Consider the following 17,029-nt stretch of genomic DNA (forward strand, 5'->3'; position numbering starts at 1 on the left):
GCTTTCACTTTACCAGGCTCTTTACCCCCGCGCAAGGCGCTCGGGCACGCTGCGGCAACCGTTCAACAGGTCCAGTCCGGGGCGGTAAATCCGGGTACGGACATCCATCATGCCCAGTACGGTATCGAACAGATTATCCTGTGAGATGGCCGTACTGCGCGCGCTCTGGCGTAGGCAGCGGGTATCGGTACCGGTCTGGCGGGCGTAATCCTCCGACAGCCAGAACAGAAAGGGAATCCTGACCTGTTCATCCGGCGCCAGCATACGCGGGGTGCCGTGCAGATACAGCCCCTCTTCGCCCAGCGATTCGCCATGGTCGGACAGATAGATCATAGCCCCGTTGAGTTGACTCTGACGGGCCTTTAACGTGTCGATGACGCGGCTGACCACATCGTCGGTGTACAGAATGGTGTTGTCGTAGGTGTTAATCAGCGACTGGCGACTGCATTCCTGAATCTGGTTACTGTCACAGGTCGGCGTAAAGCGCCGGAACCGCGATGGATAGCGGCGGTACCAGGCAGGGCCATGGCTACCCATCAGGTGCAGGACGATGGTGGTATCTCTTTGCACGCCGTCGAGTATGTTATCCAGGCGGTAAAGCAGAGCATCGTCCAGGCAACTTCCCTTACTGCACCATTCCGGCAGGTTCCAGAGCGTCATATTGGTTTGGGGGATCCTGTCGCAGGCACCTTTGCAGCCGCCGTCGTTATCGCGCCACAGCACGTTGATGCCGGCGTGAGCCAGAACGTCCATCAGTCCTTCACGGTGGCGGGCGGTACTGGCGTCGTAGCCTGCCCGGGTCATGCCCGAAAACATACAAGGTACTGATACCGCCGTTTCGGTACCACAGGACGTCGCGTTATCAAACCAAATCACATTCTGCTTTTTCAGTTCCGGATTGGTTTCACGGTGATAACCGCCCAGCGAGTAATTCTGCGCCCGGGAAGCCTCACCGAGCACTACAATCAGCACCGTCTTTTTCCGTTCTTTGGCAAGCGTGGCGCCGCGTCCGGCATCTTCACCGATGCGAATCAAACGCCGATCGCCGTTAAACCAGCGCTCTTTACCGTAATTCGTCAGGGCGCTGATGTAATTCGCCGGAGTGACCAGTTTGGCGATGCCTTTGGTATTGCGAAACAGCGAAGCATAGTCTTTATAAAACAGCGCCGCCACCAGCAAAATCACCAGCAGGCTGAGCAACACAGTCAGCAGTCGGGTACACAGCGGATACCACCAGCGTGCGGCGCGGCGGATACGCAGGGCACAGATGAGTACCGCAGGAAGCAGCCCCGCCAGCACCAGCCACATAATGAACTGTGGCGTAATCAGCGCCATCGCTTCCTGAGTATCGGTTTCGAAAACGTTGCGCATCATATTGGTATCAATGACCGCGCCGTAGCTGTACATAAAATAATTGGCGATGGCACAACCGACGATCAGCACTGCCAGCAGAGGCTTACGCAGTAGCGGCAGGGTTATCAGACTAAAGACTGCCAGCCAGGCGCAAAACAGCACCAGCGGTACCGAAGCGGCGAATAAAAACTCGCGCGGAGAATGGGGGGCAATGGCCTGCCAACTGCGACGGATAAACAGCGCATTAATCAGGGTAAATAGGGTGGCGCACAGCAGATTAAATAGTGAATCGTTACACTGTAACTTATTTTTCAGCAGCATCGGGAGCTCTTCCTGTACGGTTGCTGCGCACAGTTTGCTGAGAAAAGATTAATCAGACCTTAATGTCTCGATGGATAAAATTTGAGCCGCCGCGCTTGCATCGCGGCGCCTGAGAGGCTTCAATTGTAGCAATTCCGTTAAAGAGGCGTGCCGTGGCTGAGCAACTTGAGTTTTTCCCCGTCCAGAGCCCCTGTCGCGGCGTTTGTCAGTCCGATGAACGCGGCTACTGCCGTGGCTGCATGCGTAGTCGCGACGAGCGCTTTAACTGGCAAAATATGAGCGATGCCCAAAAGCGCGAGGTGTTGCGCCTGTGTCACCAGCGCTGGTTGCGCAAGCTGCGTGCCGCGAAAGGGCCGGAGCAGGATACCCCTGAACAGCCCACGCTATTTTAATTTCCCAATGATGAAAAAGATGATTCGTCTGGCTGCATGTTGTGGCCAGGCTGGCTATGCTTAGCCAGTCATTCTGTAAAACTTAAGGAGAAGAGAAAACGATGAAGCGATTAACTCTGGGTCTGGCTCTGCTGGTAGCCTGTGGCGCAGCGCAGGCTGCAAGCGAGAAAGTAGAGATGAAACTGGCGACCGAACAGGGAGCGGGTGAAGCTGTCGGTACGGTGACCATCAGCGAAAGCGCCAATGGGCTCACTTTCACGCCGGATCTGAAAGGACTGCCGGATGGTGAGCATGGTTTCCATATTCATGCCAATGGTAGCTGCGATCCCAAAACCGTGGACGGTAAGCTGACGCCCGCCGGTGCGGCTGATGGTCACTTTGACCCTCACAATACCGGTAAGCATCTGGGGCCGGAAGGCGACGGGCATCTGGGCGATTTGCCGGTGCTGACGGTGAGTCAGGATGGTAGCGCCACCTCACCGGTGACCGCGCCGCGCCTGAAGTCGCTGGATGAAATCAAAGGCAAGGCGCTGATGATTCACGTGGGCGGTGACAATATGTCTGATATGCCGAAGCCACTGGGCGGCGGCGGCGCCCGCTTTGCCTGCGGGGTAATCGGCTAAGATTTTGCCTGTGGCGGTGCCTCATCGGCAGGCACTGCCTGCTCCAGTTGCTGGAGCGAACCGTGCAGACGCCAGATAATCCCAGCCAGATCCCGCGCCGCCGGATTATGATGCCGGGACAGCGTGTCGCACATCTTCTGTAGTTCCGCCAGCGCCCCGGCCAGCGGTCGCTGCCTGACCCCGCGTTCACTCATCACATCGCGCAGCGTGGTGATGCAGATATCGCGCACTCTCGATAGCGGATCGGAACGAGTTTCCCATGCGCGCAGCTGCCACACCACGTGGGAGCAGTTCAGCAGTACGACCCCCCAACGCAGCAGCCAGCGGCGTGATAGCGCGTCTTTACTGTTACTGAGCTGGCTGACGTGATGGTAGACCAGGGATTCAAAGGCGCCCTCATTACGTTGCGGCTTACGGCTAAGCTGATCGATAAAGCCGCGGCGCAGCGCGCGGATATGGCGTTGTCCTTTTCGTTTATCGGAACTGGGGCGCAGCAGGGAAAAAGCCACCCAGCACAGCGCCACGCCGATCACCTTGGCCAGATTGGTATTCAGAAAGTCGGCGAAGTCATATTCGGGGGGATTGGTCACCGAGATAAACGAGCCCATAAAGACGATCAACTGCCCCCATAAACCGGCATATTTTTTGTGCTGCAGTTTAAAGAACTGCATGGTGACCAGTAGCGGCAGCAGGAAGATCAGGAACTGCCACAGTTCGGTAATCTGAATCATCAGACCGAATTTAACCATAAAGCTGAACAGCGACAGCAGCCCCAGCGTACGCAGCAGCATGCTGACCGAGCCCGTCGGCGAGGGCGAGGCAGAATAGAGCACGCAGCAGATGGCCGCCAGGGTCATGGCCGCGCTACCGGCTTCCCACTGAGTGGCGATACACCATGCGCCGGTCAGGGTAATGACGCAGAAGGTACGGAATGCGCTCCAGCTGTTTTCGGCGTTATCGGTGTGGCGGGCGAGGGAGGGAGCACCTGGGGGACTGAGCGACTCCACCGGGGTGGTCGTTTCCAGCCGCCACAGCCAGCGGCGCCCGTCCAGCCACAGCCAGCAGAAATAGCGGAGCCTTAGCCAGAAGGCCCGGTGCCGGTAATCGTCGGGGCTCTCCGGCATCATCTGGTGCAGCAGTCGGGCGATCTCGTATTTGCTGACCTCCGGGCGCGCCAGATCGTGCAGCAGGGTTTCCAGTAGCGGCCACAGGTGCGCAGGCGCGTCGGGCCAGTTAAGCAGCATCCGCCGTATGCTGGAAATAATGCTGGTCAACCGCAGTTGCTGATGCAGCAGGTAGTTGAGCAACTGGTTCTGTTGGCGAAAGCGATAGTGGCTCCAGAAAGCCTGGATGCGCAGCAGATTCATGGTCAGAATCTGACCGATAATGCTTTCATGGGCGGTGCGAATGGCGTCGGTGGTTTCCGGTTTCCACAGCATGCTGGCGTGCTCCAGCAGCCGGTCATGCATGTTCTTCAGTGCCTTAAGCAGCGCTTCGCCATCTGAGGTGCTTGGTAGCACCATCATCATAAAGGCGCCGCACAGAATCCCAACGATCACTTCGCATACCCTGGCCTGGGCGATGTCCCACAGTTCGGTGGTCTCCAGGGTGTTGACCATCGGGAAGGCGATAATGGCCGCGGTATAGCCCGCCAGCGCAAAGGCATAGGCGACGTTATTCTGGTACTGGCAGGAAACCCAGGTGCAGGTAGCCAGCCAGGTCGCCATGGCAAAGGTGAACAGCCAGGGATCGTTCAGGGTATGACCGGCGATAATCAGCGACGCGGTGGCGCCAATAATACTGCCAGCGATACGCCCCAGGCTTTTACTGATAACGCCACCCACGGTCGGGAAACTCACTACCGCAGCGGAGGTCATTGCCCAGTAGGGCTGATCCAGATCGAGGCCATAAGCGATACTCAGCGCCAGACACATGGCGATACTGTTACGCAGCGCATAGCGCCACTGGCCTGCCGTCGCCTTGCCCCATGGCGTATTGCGCCACTCCAGCCAGCTCAGATTCATGATTTTCAGCGCTGAATAGAGACGGTACAGGTGGTGCCGGAAACCAGCGTGATATTCTGCGGTACGCTGGCGAGCGCAATGCGCACTGGCACCCGCTGGGCCAGACGCACCCAGGGCACATTGGGTTTTATATCCGCCACCAGTTGGCTGTCGGTTTCTACGCTCTGATCGTAAATGGCGCGTCCGATGCTGGAGACCTTGCCTTCCAGCTTCTGATGGCCGTTATAGAGGGTGATATCAGCCCGGGCGCCGGGGCGGATATTGCTCAGTTTGGTCTCTTCGAAGTAGCCCACAACGTAAAACGAGTGGCTGTCCACCAGTGCGAATACCGGTGAGCCGCTGGCAGCGTAATTGCCCGGGCGGGTGGAAAGATTGGTAATCCAGCCGTCTACCGGTGCGGTAACGGTGGTTTGGGAAAGCCGCCAGCGCGCCTGTTTCAGGGTCGCTTCGGCGACGGCGACCGAGGCTTTCGCCGCCTTCACGTTGATATCGGCGGTATCCATATCCTCGGCGGAAATATAGTTTTTCGGCAGATGATGGCGACGATTCGCCTCATTGGTGGCCTTTGCCAGATCGGACTGCGCCTTCGCCAGTTGCGCTTCGGCGTTCAGCACATCGATGTGAAACGGGGTCGCATCTATCCGGAACAGTACATCGCCGGCACGGACAAACTGGTTATCTTTCACCCGCAATTCGGTAATGGTGCCGGAAACCTGAGGGGCAATCCCTACCTGTTCGGCCCTGACTTTGCCGTCCCGGGTCCAGGGCGACTGCATATAGTAGTTCCACAGCAACCAGCCAGCCACCAGAGCGACGGCCACAACCAAAAGGGTGGAAAAGTATTTTAATGTTTTCAAATTCATCGTATCGAGACCAGCAGCATCATACCCAAACAGACGGAAATAACGAACAGGGAGAGATCCATCAGCGTTGGGTGCCAGACCTCTCCGGAATAGATCCATCCTCTCAGCAGCCGGTGGGCCACCAGCCAGATAAAGAAACCTACCAGCACGGCCCGGAACAGCGGAGGAAAGTAGACCGAAGCGCCAAAAACCAGATCCTGCAGCGGCATACCGGAGGGGGATAACAGGGCGTTCATGGCCGATAATCCTTTAGAATGAACATAATGGCTGTCTTTACTGTCTCATCACCATAGAATAGCTAAAATGTGAGATGGCTGCACAGGCGCTAAGTGGGTAATACCTGGGTAAAAAAGCGCTATGCAGCGAGTTTAATATGGCTATAATAACTTAGCAAACTAATTATATTAAAAGGAGATGAAATTGGAATCGCCACTGGGATCCGATCTGGCACGGCTGGTGCGCATCTGGCGTGCTCTGATTGACCATCGCCTGAAACCTCTGGAATTAACGCAGACCCACTGGGTCACGCTACATAACATTCATCAGTTGCCGCCGGAACAGTCGCAGATCCAGCTGGCGAAAGCGATAGGCATTGAGCAGCCGTCGCTGGTGCGTACGCTCGATCAGTTGGAAGAGAAGGGGCTGATTTCGCGTCACACCTGTGCTAACGATCGCCGGGCTAAACGCATTAAGCTGACCGAAAAGGCCGAGCCGCTGATTAGTGAAATGGAAAGCGTTATTGATAAAACCCGTCGTGAGATTCTGGCGGGAATTAGCCAGGAGGAAGAGGCGCTGCTGATAAGCCTGATTGCGCGGCTGGAGCAGAATATTATTGCGCTGCAGATTCGGGACTAATCCCCGGACTGCTGCAGGCGTTCCGACGGATGTGGAACGCTATTTCCTGCAACAGTTCAAAGCGGCGCCTTTCGCAGACGCCGCCTGAAACATTACCGCGGGGAGACGTTAACCTGACGGCCGTTGCTGGCAATCGCCACGCGCTGACCGGCAGAGAAGCGGGTGTTACCCTGCTTCTGAACCACCATAATGGTGTTACCGTCGTCCTTACGGATTTCCAGTTCCACGCCCTGGGTTTTGTTAACGGAGCTTTCAATCTGATCGCCCGCTACGCCACCAGCGACCGCGCCTGCGGCCGTTGCCAGTGAACGACCAGTGCCGCCGCCGATGGTGTTACCCAGAAAGCCACCCAATACGGCGCCGCCAATGGTACCGATAATATTAGAATCGTTACCTGCCTGAATCTGCACCGGACGCATACTAACGATGGTGCCGTAGGTAACATTCTGTACCTGCTTGGCTTCAGACGCGCTATAGACGTCGCCAGAAAGGGTACTCGTGTTAGCACAACCCACCAGCGTCAAACCAACCAGTGAAACTACCAGCACACGTGAAATCATCTTATGAATCTCCTGTTCACAATAAAATGCTCTGATGGGCATCCATCATCCCTTAATTATACGGCATCTGAGCATTCTGTTTCATACGGTTCTTATACCCACGGATAAAAATAGTAAAAAACGGCGCCTGAACCGGGAGTAAACGGAACCGACAAAGCATGGCGACGGATGATTTGTCCGTTAATCATGAATTAACCATCGCCTTTGTTAAAAAATATTAATAATTCATGGTATTAACCTCTACTTTATGATGGACTAATTCGCACAACATAGAGTGGCATCAAGGAATTACTGATGAGATCGGGTCGCTATATTGGCGTTATGTCCGGCACCAGTCTGGATGGTGTGGATGTGGTACTGGCCGTCATTGATGAAAACATGGTGGCCCAGCAGGCCAGTTACTGTCATCCCATTCCCATGGCGTTGAAGCAGGAGATCCTGGCGGTATGTCAGGGACAGCCTCTGACGCTTTCGACCCTGGGACGGCTGGATCATCGTCTGGGATTACTGTTCGCAGAGGCGGTACAGACCCTGATGCAGCGCGAAGGGCTGCGGCCTGCAGAGGTGGTGGCTGTCGGCTGTCATGGGCAGACCGTATGGCACGAGCCAGAAGGCGATGCGCCGCACACCATGCAAATTGGCGATAACAACCTGATCGTTGCCGCGACTGGCGTCACCGTCGTTGGGGATTTCAGGCGCCGTGATATGGCGCTGGGCGGTCAGGGCGCGCCCCTGGTGCCCGCCTTTCACCAGGCGCTGCTGGCGCACCCCGTGGAGCGTCGGATGGTGTTGAACATCGGAGGCATTGCCAACCTGTCTCTGCTGTTTCCAGACAGACCGGTACGCGGCTTCGATACCGGCCCCGGCAATATGCTACTGGATGCCTGGATTTGGCGTCGCCGTGGCTTGCCATACGATTGCGATGCCCAATGGGCAAGTCAGGGGCAGGTTGTTTTACCTCTGCTTCAGCAAATGCTCAGCGATCCCTTCTTCGCGCAGACGCCGCCGAAGAGCACCGGCCGCGAATACTTCAATTACGGCTGGCTGGAACGTCAGCTTGCCGCTTTCCCCGGACTGGCGCCGGAGGATGTCCAGGCGACGCTGGCGGAGCTCACGGCGGTGACCATCTCTGAACAGGTTCTGCTGGGCGGTGGCTGCGAACGTCTGCTGGTCTGCGGCGGCGGCAGCCGTAATCCGCTGCTGATGAACAGACTGGCGGGACTATTGCCGGGAATTGAAGTGTCGACCACCGATGAGGCGGGCATTAGCGGCGATGATATGGAAGCGCTGGCTTTTGCCTGGCTGGCGGCCCGTACAATGTCAGGCCTGCCGGGGAATCTGCCGTCGGTGACCGGCGCTTCGCGTCCTACGCTGCTCGGGGCCATTTATCCGGCGGATAACGAGAAGTGAGCGCGAATACAGGCCAGGCAATGCGTGCGAAATTCGCTGAATGACCATCAGATTCGGAGTGGGACGAAATCACAGCGTAGCGGAACCTTCTAGACTTATTGATTAACCAGGTGTGGGGGCTGTCCGCGCCATAATAAAGCATTCAAGGATTTTCCAATGAAAAAACTGTTTATTCTTCTGCTGCCAGCCATGCTGGGTGGCTGTAGCTATTACCATACGGTCTATAACTCGGTGATGGATAAGATGAACACGGACACCCTTGAGTACCAGTGCGATGAGCAACCGCTGTCGGTCACCCACAACAGCAATCGCGATGAGGTCAGTTTCCTCTATAACGATAAAGAGCTACGCCTGAAGCAGGGCATTTCAGCCTCCGGCGCACGTTACAGCGACGGGATCTACGTCTTCTGGTCGAAGGGCGATAACGCGACAGTCTGGCGCCAGGATAGCATCGTGCTGCACAACTGCCAGCTGCAAAACGGCGAAAGTTGAGATTTATGGGAGGCGGGCGCACAATAGCGTGACCCGCTGATTTCCTGAAGAATCCACATGTCTGACCAGCAAGATTTACAGAAGATAGCCCATCTGCGCCGTGAATATACTCACGGCGGCCTGCGTCGTCGCGATCTGACCGATGCCCCATTACCGCTGTTTGAACGCTGGCTGAGCCAGGCCTGTGAAGCGCGGCTGGCCGATCCCACGGCTATGGTGGTGGCGACCGTCGATGCCAGCGGCCAGCCGTTCCAGCGCATCGTACTGCTCAAGCACTTCGACGAACGCGGTATGGTGTTCTATACCAATCTCGGCAGCCGCAAGGCGCAGCAAATCGAACAGAATCCCCGGATCTGCCTGCTCTTTCCCTGGCACGTGCTGGATCGTCAGGTGATCGTACAGGGGCATGCCGAACGGCTCTCCACGCTGGAAGTGATGAAGTATTTCCACAGCCGCCCGCGCGACAGTCAGATCGGCGCCTGGGTGTCGAAACAGTCCAGCCGTATTTCCGCGCGCGGCGTGCTGGAAAGTAAATTTCTGGAACTGCGTCAGAAGTTTCGTCAGGGCGATATTCCGCTGCCCAGCTTCTGGGGCGGCTTCCGGGTGAGTCTGGACCAGGTTGAATTCTGGCAGGGGGGCGAACATCGCCTCCATGACCGTTTTTTATACCGCCGTGAGGCAGACGCCTGGCAAATTGACCGCCTGGCCCCCTGATTACAGTGAAATTGTTACTATAGCGCTGGCACTGAGAAGGCCGGCGCTTTATTATTTTCCCCTGAAAATTTTTTTCGCAACCCATGCGAAAAGCCGTGTACCGGCAAAGGTGCAGTCGTATTTACATGGAGAATTTGATGGCAAGCAATCTGATTCAGCAATTGCAAGAGCGGGGCCTGGTGGCCCAGGTGACGGACGAGGAAGCGTTAGCAGAGCGACTGGCGCAGGGGCCAATCGCACTCTATTGCGGCTTCGATCCCACCGCCGACAGCTTGCATTTGGGCCATCTGGTTCCGTTACTCTGCCTCAAGCGCTTCCAGCAGGCTGGTCATAAGCCCGTTGCGCTGGTGGGCGGGGCCACCGGGCTTATCGGCGACCCCAGCTTTAAAGCGGTCGAACGCAAATTAAACACCGAAGAGACGGTGCAGGAGTGGGTTGAGAAAATCCGCCGCCAGGTCGCGCCTTTCCTGGACTTTGAAAAGGGCGATAACGCCGCTATTGCCGCTAACAACTATGACTGGTTCGGCAGCATGAGCGTGCTGACTTTCCTGCGCGATATCGGTAAACACTTCTCTGTTAACCAGATGATTAACAAAGAAGCGGTGAAGCAACGTCTTAACCGCGACGACGTGGGGATCTCCTTCACCGAGTTCGCCTACAACCTGTTACAGGGTTACGATTTTGCCTGTCTGAACGAGCGCCACGACGTGGTGCTGCAGATTGGTGGCTCCGACCAGTGGGGTAATATCGTTTCTGGTATCGATCTGACCCGCCGACTGCATCAGAAACAGGCCTTCGGTTTGACGGTGCCTCTGATCACCAAATCCGACGGTACTAAGTTCGGTAAGACCGAAGGCGGCGCGGTATGGCTGGATCCGAAAAAGACCAGCCCGTATAAGTTCTATCAGTTCTGGATTAATACCGCAGACGCTGACGTATACCGCTTCCTGAAATTTTTCACCTTTATGAGCATTGAAGAGATCAATGCGCTGGAAGAGGACGATAAAAATAGCGGTGCCGCGCCGCGCGCCCAGTACGTACTGGCCGAAGAAGTAACCCGCCTGGTGCACGGCGAGCAGGGACTGGTTGCCGCTCAGCGTATCACCCGCAGCCTGTTTAACGGCAATCTGGGCGACCTGACCGAAGAGGATTTCGCTCAGCTGGCGCAGGACGGCGTGCCGATGATTGAACTGGAAAAGAACGCCGATCTGCAGCAGGCGCTGGTGGATTCCGAGCTTCAGCCGTCCCGTGGCCAGGCGCGTAAAACCATCGCCCAGAACGCTATCACCATTAACGGTGAAAAGCAGAGCGACCCGGAATATACCTTCAGCGACGCCGACCGCCTGTTCGGGCGCTATACGCTGCTGCGCCGTGGCAAGAAAAACTACTGCCTGGTGTGCTGGAAGTAACGGCAAGTATAACGATGAGTAAAATCGGTGCCGTAAAACCCCGCGTTTGCGGCACCCGTTGACGATTGAAAGGCGTGGGATAGTCCCACGCCTTTTTTGTATTTATGGCAGGTAAAAAAACACTCCCCGGATTCACACTATGAAAAATATTCTCGCTATCCAGTCCCACGTGGTGTTCGGCCATGCGGGCAACAGCGCTGCGGAATTTCCCATGCGTCGCCTGGGCTCCAATGTCTGGCCGCTCAATACCGTTCAGTTCTCTAACCATACTCAGTACGGGCAGTGGACAGGTTGTGTGATGCCGCCCGAGCATCTGAGTGAAATCGTTCAGGGTATCGAGAATATCGGCCAGTTGAAGCGCTGTGACGCCGTGCTGAGCGGCTACCTGGGATCGGCGGAGCAGGGCGAGCATATCCTGCGTATCGTGCGTCAGGTAAAGGCAGCGAATCCTCAGGCGGTGTGGTTTTGCGATCCGGTGATGGGCCATCCGGAAAAAGGCTGTATCGTCGCGCCCGGCGTAGCGGAATTTCATGCCCGCTACTCGTTGCCAGCCTGCGATATGATTGCCCCGAATCTGCTGGAACTGGAGATGTTAAGCGGTGACAATGTCACATCGGTGGAGCAGGCGGTTGCAGCGGCACGCAAGCTGATCAGTCAGGGGCCGAAAATTGTGCTGGTGAAACACCTGGCCCGCGCCGGGCGCGATCCTCATGGCTTTGAGATGCTGCTGGTTACCGCCGGCGAAGCCTGGCATATCAGTCGTCCGCTGGTAGACTTCGGCGAGCGTCAGCCGGTTGGGGTGGGCGATGTCACCAGCGGTCTGATGCTGGTAAAACTGTTACAGGGCGCGGCTCTGAAGGCAGGGCTGGAACACGTGACTGCGGCGGTATACGGTCTGATGCAGGTCACGAAGCGGATGGAAGAGTATGAACTGCAGGTGGTGGCCGCTCAGGATGAGATTGCGGCGCCGTCCGAATGGTTTAATGCCGTCGCGCTATAGGTAACAAGGCCGCTCCGGGGGCAAGAGCGGCGTTTTCTCAGGCGCTGGCGTTTTCCGCCGCCAGCGCGGCTTTCACTGATTCGCGTTCGCTCATTCGCTGCATAAAGCCTTCAATATTGCTAAGCCCCGTCAGATCCAGCTTCAGCGCCAGGGCCCAGCGCAGTACGGTAAACAGATAGGCGTCTGCCACCGTAAAGCGTTGACCCATCAGCCATGCCTTCTCCTTCAGTGAGGCATCCACATAGCCAAATTTCTCTTCCAGCGCCTGACGCGCCAGTGGCTTGTAATCTTCCGGGGTGTTTGGACAGAACAGCGGCGTAAAGCCCTTGTGCAGCTCGGTGGCGATATAATTCAGCCATGCCAGGGTCTGGTAGCGTTTCACGCTGCCGACAGGCGCCAGCAGCTGCCGGTCGGCCACCTTATCCGCCAGATACTGCACGATAGCCACGCCTTCGGTCAGAATGGTGCCGTCGTCCAGCTCCAGCGCCGGCACCTGGCCTTTGGGGTTAATGTCGTAGAAGCTGGACCCGCCTTCTGTCTGCTTTGCGGCAAGATCTACCTTCACCAGGGTGAAGTCCATCCCGGTTTCGCGTAGCACGATATGGGGGGAGAGAGAGCAGGCGCCGGCTTTGTAAAACAGTTTCATCGGTCACTCCTTGGGTGAACGGCCAGAAAGATAACCTATGTTAGTGCGCTGTCGGATAAAAAAAAAGGTTCATCACGGATTAGCATGAAGATGAAGTTACCGGCGGTTAGCCTATTTGTCTTGATGAATATGTAGCGCAGGAGAAGGTCCGTTCACCGGCTGTGAATCACCAGAGAAGTAGTGACTTAAAGTGAACGGAACAGCCCACCACATCATCATATTCTGCCGGTTTTTAGCTTCCGTTTTCAAACATTTCACGCTAAAGCGAGATGAACCAAAAAAAAACCGCTGGCGTGACGCCAGCGGCTTTCTGATCAAAACAGGGTGCTATCAGGCAGTGGCCTGCTCGGTCTGTTTAGCCTCTTCGCTGTCCTGAGTCATGCGGTTCAGCAGGGGGGCTGCCAGCATCATCAGGGCGGCGATAATGGCGGTGACCACACCAATCTGCAGGAACACGCGGCCATACACCTCCAGGGAAACCAGCGGGTCGGTCACGTTTTCCGGAACCGCCATCAGGTTAGCAACTTTACCTGCGATAATGGCGGCGCCCGCCGTGGTCAGGAACCAGCTACCCATAATGAAACCCATCAGGCGCTGGGGAACCAGCTGCGCCACCATGGCAAGGCCCAGGCCGGAGATCATCAACTCGCCGATGCTCTGCAGCGCATAGCTCAGAATCAGCCAGTTAACGGAAACAATACCGGCCTCGGTCGCGAACTTCGTGCCCAGCGGCAGCACCAGAAAAGCCCCGGAGCACAGCACCATACCGATGGCGAATTTGTGCGGCATCGGCAGGCGGTCACCCATCTTGTTATAGATAGCGGCCAGAATCGGGCTGGCGACCATAATCCAGAACGGATTCAGGGCCTGATACTGTTCCGGCTCGAAGGCGATGCCCAGAATGGAATGCTCAACGTTGCGAATCGCAAAGAAGTTCAGAGAGGTCGGCATCTGGCTGTAGAGTACGAAGAAGACAACCGCCTGCAGCATCAGGACAAAGGCGACGATCATACGGCGACGCGCGGTACCACGCATAGCGAAGGTCTCTTTGGCAAAGATCAGGACGATGCCCAGTGCGATAACGCCCAGCGCGATACGTGCGATCTCCTGGTTATGCAGCAGCCAGGTGGCGATAGCCACCAGCACCACAACACCCGCCAGCGTCGCCAGCAGTTTGCCGAAATGCAGCGGTTCGAAATCCGGTTTGGAACCGTACTGCTTTACCCAGCCGCGGCAGAACAGGAAGTTGACCACGGTTATCAGCATACCCACTACGCTCAGCGCAAAAGCCACGCTCCAGCCGAATTCTGCGGCCAGCCACGGCGTCGCCAGCATCGAGAAGAACGAACCGATATTGATCGCCATGTAGTACATGGTGAAGGCGCCGTCGAGACGCGGATCGTCTTTGTCATAGCAGGTAGAAAGCAGGGCGGAAGGATTAGCCTTAAACAGGCCGTTACCCACGGCGATAGTCGCCATACCGGCATAGACCACGGCGGCGTCATGGCCGGACCAGGCGACCAGAGCGTAACCCAGCGCCAGAACGATGGCGCCCAGCAGAATGACGCGTTTGGTACCCAGTACTTTGTCACCCAGCCAGCCGCCAATAGCGACCAGGCCATAGACCAGCGCGCTGAAAGAGGAGAAAAGCGTGATGGAGTCGCCTTCGGACATACCCAGCTGACGGACCAGGTAGACCGCCATAATCCCCTGAAGGCCGTAGTATCCGAAACGTTCCCATAATTCGATAGAAAAGATGAGATAGAAAGATTTCGGTTGCTTAAAAGCGTTCAGGCTAACGCTTTCTGCTGGTTTTTTGTTTGCAGTTGACACATATACCTCTTTTTTTAATCTCCGATTTAACGAAGAAGCCATTCGCGTATTTCCGCATTGCGGTTGCGCTTTTTCTTATATTGGGAGGGAAAACGGGAGGTAATGTTCCCTATCCTGAGGCATCAGGCAAGGCTTTTGACACACATTGTTACACATGCCCTTAATGGAATAAAGCTCGGCTACCATGAATGTTATTCAGCGTTAAATTTTATGAAATGGCAGTTGGTTGTATTTTTATCTTATTTTCCGCGCGTTTTTGTATCTTGTGGTGATATGTCCTGGTGTTAAAGCGTAAAGATGGTGCATCAGACCATCTTTTTGGAAAAGTCTGGTTATATCTGTCGCTATCAAATAATAATCACTAATAATAGCAATGGGTTACCTGTCCAAAAAGAACATAAATTTAACAATATGTTATCAGTGTGATCTCAGTCACGAATCTATAGAAAATTGCTAATGAAAAAAAACAATCTACCACCTGAAGTGGTTTTTCACGGGATCGCGCCGGTCAGCGCTTCGTCGATAACAGAATCTTTTGAGAATGGCGATGCAGGAGAGTACCCCCCATGAAAGAGGGGGTAAGCGTCAGGGATATACTTTTTCTTTAAATTCACAGAGATCTTCGATCAGGCAGGAGCCACAGCGCGGTTTGCGGGCAATGCAGGTGTAGCGGCCATGAAGAATCAACCAGTGGTGGCAGTCCACTTTAAATTCTGTGGGCACCACCTTCAGCAGTTTCTCTTCCACCTGCTCAACGTTTTTGCCCGGCGCAAAGCCGGTGCGGTTACAGACCCGGAAAATATGGGTATCGACGGCGATGGTCGGCCAGCCAAAAGCGGTGTTCAGCACCACATTGGCGGTCTTGCGGCCCACCCCAGGCAGCGCCTCCAACGCGGCGCGATCCTCCGGCACTTCGCCGCCGTGCAGGTCGATCAGCAGACGGCAGGTTTTAATCACGTTCTCTGCCTTGCTGTTAAACAGCCCAATGGTCTTGATGTACTCTTTGACGCCGTCCACCCCCAACGCCAGCATGGTATGGGGCGTGTTTGCGCGTGGAAACAGCTTTGCGGTGGCCTTATTGACGCTAACATCCGTGGCCTGGGCCGAAAGCAGTACCGCAATCAGCAGTTCGAAGGGGGAGCTGAAGTTGAGCTCCGTGGTCGGGTGGGGATTGTTGTCCCGCAGGCGGGTCAAAATCTCCAGCCGTTTCGCTTTGTTCATGAGGCTTTCTCCGGGGTCCCTGGAATCGCCGCGCCGGAAGCCTGAGCACGGCGCGCCTTCATTTTCTCGTCAATAAGATACTTGGCAGCCAGTAACAGGCCCAGCCCGATAAAGGCGCCGGGCGGCAGCATCGCCAGCAGGAAGGGGCTATCCATATGGAAGACCTCCACCCGCAATACCCGGGCCCAGTCGCCCAGCAGCGCGTCGGCGCCGTCGAACAGGGTTCCGTTACCCAGAATTTCGCGCAGCGCACCCAGCACAAACATCGCACTGGTGGCGCCCAGGCCGATGGCCAGACCGTCCAGCGCCGAATGGAAAACACCGTTACGGGCGGCGAAGGCCTCGGCACGGCCCACCACGATGCAGTTGGTGACAATCAGCGGGATAAAGATCCCCAGCGACTGATATAGACCAAAGGCGAAGGCGTTGATCAACATCTGTACCACGCTCACCACCGAAGCGATAATCATCACATAGATGGGAATACGCACTGCGGGCGGCATCCAGCGTCGCAGCGCGGATACCGACGTATTGGTGAGCGTCAGCACCAGGGTGGTGGCCAGCCCCAGCCCCAGAGCGTTGGTGGCGGTGGAGGTAACGGCCAGCAGCGGGCACAGCCCCAGCAGCTGCACCAGCGCTGAGTTATTTTTCCACAGCCCGTCGGCAAAGATCTGTTTGATATTACTCATGGCTCTCTCCGCAGGTGGATAACTGGTCAAGCCGCGCCGGTAGCGTTTCGGCAAACAGTCCAGCGCGTTTTACGGCATTCACTATGGCGCGTGGGGTAATGGTGGCGCCGGTAAACTGATCGAACTGACCGCCATCCTTTTTCACCGCCCAGTGGGGATCGTCGGCACCTTCAATCTTCCGATCGCTAAAGCCGGTGATCCAGTCGCTACGGCTAAGCTCTATCTTATCACCCAGTCCCGGCGTTTCATGGTGTTCGGTTACCCGGGTGCCAAGAACGGTGCCGCTAAAATCAGCGCCGACCAGTAGCTGAATGGCGCCGGAGTATCCGTCCGGCGCCGTGGCTTCCATGATAACCCCTACTGGCTGCCCGCCTTTACGCGCTACATACAGGCGGTGCTCGCCGGCGCCGAGCTGCGGGTCGCTAATCAGATAACAGCTCTGCTGCGGGTCGTTATCGTAGCGCTCCGGGGGAATGACCTGGTCGAACAACTGTTTCTGCTGGCTTGCGCTTTGTCTGGCAATAGTGGTTTTGGTCAGTTGGTTGACGACCGCCGTCAGGCCGGTTGTCAGCGCGGCAAACAGCGCCAGGGTGACGCCATGTTTCTGTATGGTCTTCAGCATAG

General features: G+C 56.2%; 18 protein-coding genes. 8 read left to right on the top strand and 10 right to left on the bottom strand.

All coding sequences use genetic code 11. The features are described 5' to 3' along the window. Nucleotides 1–21: 21 nt before the first annotated feature. Complete coding sequence (gene eptA / locus SCU88_RS10805) at nucleotides 22–1,674, bottom strand: phosphoethanolamine transferase EptA (protein WP_175341378.1); 1,653 nt, start codon at nucleotides 1,672–1,674, stop codon at nucleotides 22–24. Between the two features lie 152 nt (nucleotides 1,675–1,826). Here eptA and SCU88_RS10810 point away from each other — a divergent pair, with 152 nt between their 5' ends. Together SCU88_RS10810 and sodC are read left to right on the top strand one after the other, a co-directional pair. Continuing rightward, nucleotides 1,827–2,066, top strand: a complete 240-nt coding sequence (locus SCU88_RS10810) for a DUF1289 domain-containing protein (protein ID WP_138097284.1) — start codon at nucleotides 1,827–1,829, stop codon at nucleotides 2,064–2,066. Between the two features lie 101 nt (nucleotides 2,067–2,167). Further along, the gene (gene sodC, locus SCU88_RS10815) at nucleotides 2,168–2,689 is read left to right on the top strand and encodes a superoxide dismutase [Cu-Zn] SodC (protein WP_175341379.1); all 522 of its coding nucleotides are present in this window, start codon (nucleotides 2,168–2,170) and stop codon (nucleotides 2,687–2,689) included. Here the strand turns inward: sodC and SCU88_RS10820 are convergent. Genes SCU88_RS10820 through SCU88_RS10830 form a run of 3 tightly spaced genes read right to left on the bottom strand, consistent with a single transcriptional unit; the run spans nucleotide 2,686 to nucleotide 5,812 of the window. Continuing rightward, complete coding sequence (locus SCU88_RS10820; protein WP_175341380.1) at nucleotides 2,686–4,713, bottom strand: FUSC family protein; 2,028 nt, start codon at nucleotides 4,711–4,713, stop codon at nucleotides 2,686–2,688. The two genes, sodC and SCU88_RS10820, sit on opposite strands and share 4 nt — an antisense overlap. A gap of 5 nt (nucleotides 4,714–4,718) precedes the next feature. Further along, a complete protein-coding gene (locus SCU88_RS10825) occupies nucleotides 4,719–5,576 on the bottom strand; it encodes an efflux RND transporter periplasmic adaptor subunit (RefSeq protein WP_175341381.1) in 858 nt (285 codons plus the stop codon). Continuing rightward, nucleotides 5,573–5,812 (bottom strand): DUF1656 domain-containing protein, encoded by a 240-nt coding sequence (locus SCU88_RS10830; protein WP_138097288.1) that lies wholly within the window; start codon nucleotides 5,810–5,812, stop codon nucleotides 5,573–5,575. The genes SCU88_RS10825 and SCU88_RS10830 overlap by 4 nt, the downstream gene beginning before the upstream one ends. A gap of 178 nt (nucleotides 5,813–5,990) precedes the next feature. Between SCU88_RS10830 and slyA the strand changes: the two genes are divergently transcribed. Then, nucleotides 5,991–6,431 carry a transcriptional regulator SlyA gene (slyA, locus tag SCU88_RS10835; protein ID WP_175341382.1) on the top strand — a complete coding sequence of 147 codons (441 nt, stop codon included), beginning with the start codon at nucleotides 5,991–5,993 and terminating at the stop codon, nucleotides 6,429–6,431. A 92-nt stretch (nucleotides 6,432–6,523) separates the two neighbouring features. On the opposite strand, the gene slyB is transcribed toward slyA, so the two are convergent. Beyond that, the gene (slyB, locus tag SCU88_RS10840) at nucleotides 6,524–6,991 is read right to left on the bottom strand and encodes an outer membrane lipoprotein SlyB (protein ID WP_175341383.1); all 468 of its coding nucleotides are present in this window, start codon (nucleotides 6,989–6,991) and stop codon (nucleotides 6,524–6,526) included. A 294-nt stretch (nucleotides 6,992–7,285) separates the two neighbouring features. On the opposite strand from slyB, the gene anmK reads away from it, so the two are divergent. The 5 genes from anmK (at nucleotide 7,286) to pdxY (ending at nucleotide 12,016) form a co-directional block, all read left to right on the top strand. Continuing rightward, nucleotides 7,286–8,401, top strand: a complete 1,116-nt coding sequence (gene anmK, locus SCU88_RS10845) for an anhydro-N-acetylmuramic acid kinase (protein WP_175341384.1) — start codon at nucleotides 7,286–7,288, stop codon at nucleotides 8,399–8,401. A 156-nt stretch (nucleotides 8,402–8,557) separates the two neighbouring features. Beyond that, the gene (locus SCU88_RS10850; RefSeq protein WP_175341385.1) at nucleotides 8,558–8,893 is read left to right on the top strand and encodes an MliC family protein; all 336 of its coding nucleotides are present in this window, start codon (nucleotides 8,558–8,560) and stop codon (nucleotides 8,891–8,893) included. A gap of 57 nt (nucleotides 8,894–8,950) precedes the next feature. Then, the gene (gene pdxH / locus SCU88_RS10855; RefSeq protein WP_175341386.1) at nucleotides 8,951–9,607 is read left to right on the top strand and encodes a pyridoxamine 5'-phosphate oxidase; all 657 of its coding nucleotides are present in this window, start codon (nucleotides 8,951–8,953) and stop codon (nucleotides 9,605–9,607) included. A 134-nt stretch (nucleotides 9,608–9,741) separates the two neighbouring features. Then, nucleotides 9,742–11,016, top strand: coding sequence for a tyrosine--tRNA ligase (gene tyrS / locus SCU88_RS10860; protein ID WP_175341498.1), 1,275 nt, complete (start codon nucleotides 9,742–9,744; stop codon nucleotides 11,014–11,016). 139 nt (nucleotides 11,017–11,155) lie between these two features. After that, entirely contained in the window at nucleotides 11,156–12,016 is an 861-nt protein-coding gene (pdxY, locus tag SCU88_RS10865; protein WP_175341387.1) for a pyridoxal kinase PdxY, read from the top strand. Between the two features lie 37 nt (nucleotides 12,017–12,053). Here the strand turns inward: pdxY and gstA are convergent, their stop codons facing one another. From gstA to rsxG, 5 genes are all read right to left on the bottom strand, one after another. Further along, entirely contained in the window at nucleotides 12,054–12,662 is a 609-nt protein-coding gene (gene gstA / locus SCU88_RS10870) for a glutathione transferase GstA (RefSeq protein WP_175341388.1), read from the bottom strand. A 330-nt stretch (nucleotides 12,663–12,992) separates the two neighbouring features. Continuing rightward, on the bottom strand, nucleotides 12,993–14,495 hold the full coding sequence (gene dtpA, locus SCU88_RS10875) for a dipeptide/tripeptide permease DtpA (protein WP_175341389.1): 1,503 nt from the start codon (nucleotides 14,493–14,495) through the stop codon (nucleotides 12,993–12,995). Between the two features lie 585 nt (nucleotides 14,496–15,080). Next, the gene (gene nth / locus SCU88_RS10880) at nucleotides 15,081–15,716 is read right to left on the bottom strand and encodes an endonuclease III (protein ID WP_175341390.1); all 636 of its coding nucleotides are present in this window, start codon (nucleotides 15,714–15,716) and stop codon (nucleotides 15,081–15,083) included. Further along, nucleotides 15,713–16,405 carry an electron transport complex subunit E gene (locus SCU88_RS10885; protein ID WP_138097299.1) on the bottom strand — a complete coding sequence of 231 codons (693 nt, stop codon included), beginning with the start codon at nucleotides 16,403–16,405 and terminating at the stop codon, nucleotides 15,713–15,715. The genes nth and SCU88_RS10885 overlap by 4 nt, the downstream gene beginning before the upstream one ends. Further along, on the bottom strand, nucleotides 16,398–17,027 hold the full coding sequence (gene rsxG / locus SCU88_RS10890) for an electron transport complex subunit RsxG (RefSeq protein ID WP_175341391.1): 630 nt from the start codon (nucleotides 17,025–17,027) through the stop codon (nucleotides 16,398–16,400). Before rsxG ends, SCU88_RS10885 begins: the two co-directional genes overlap by 8 nt. Between the last annotated feature and the right edge of the window lie 2 nt (nucleotides 17,028–17,029).

It is taken from the genome of Jejuibacter sp. L23, from assembly GCF_050815825.1.
Taxonomy (GTDB): domain Bacteria; phylum Pseudomonadota; class Gammaproteobacteria; order Enterobacterales; family Enterobacteriaceae; genus Jejubacter; species Jejubacter calystegiae.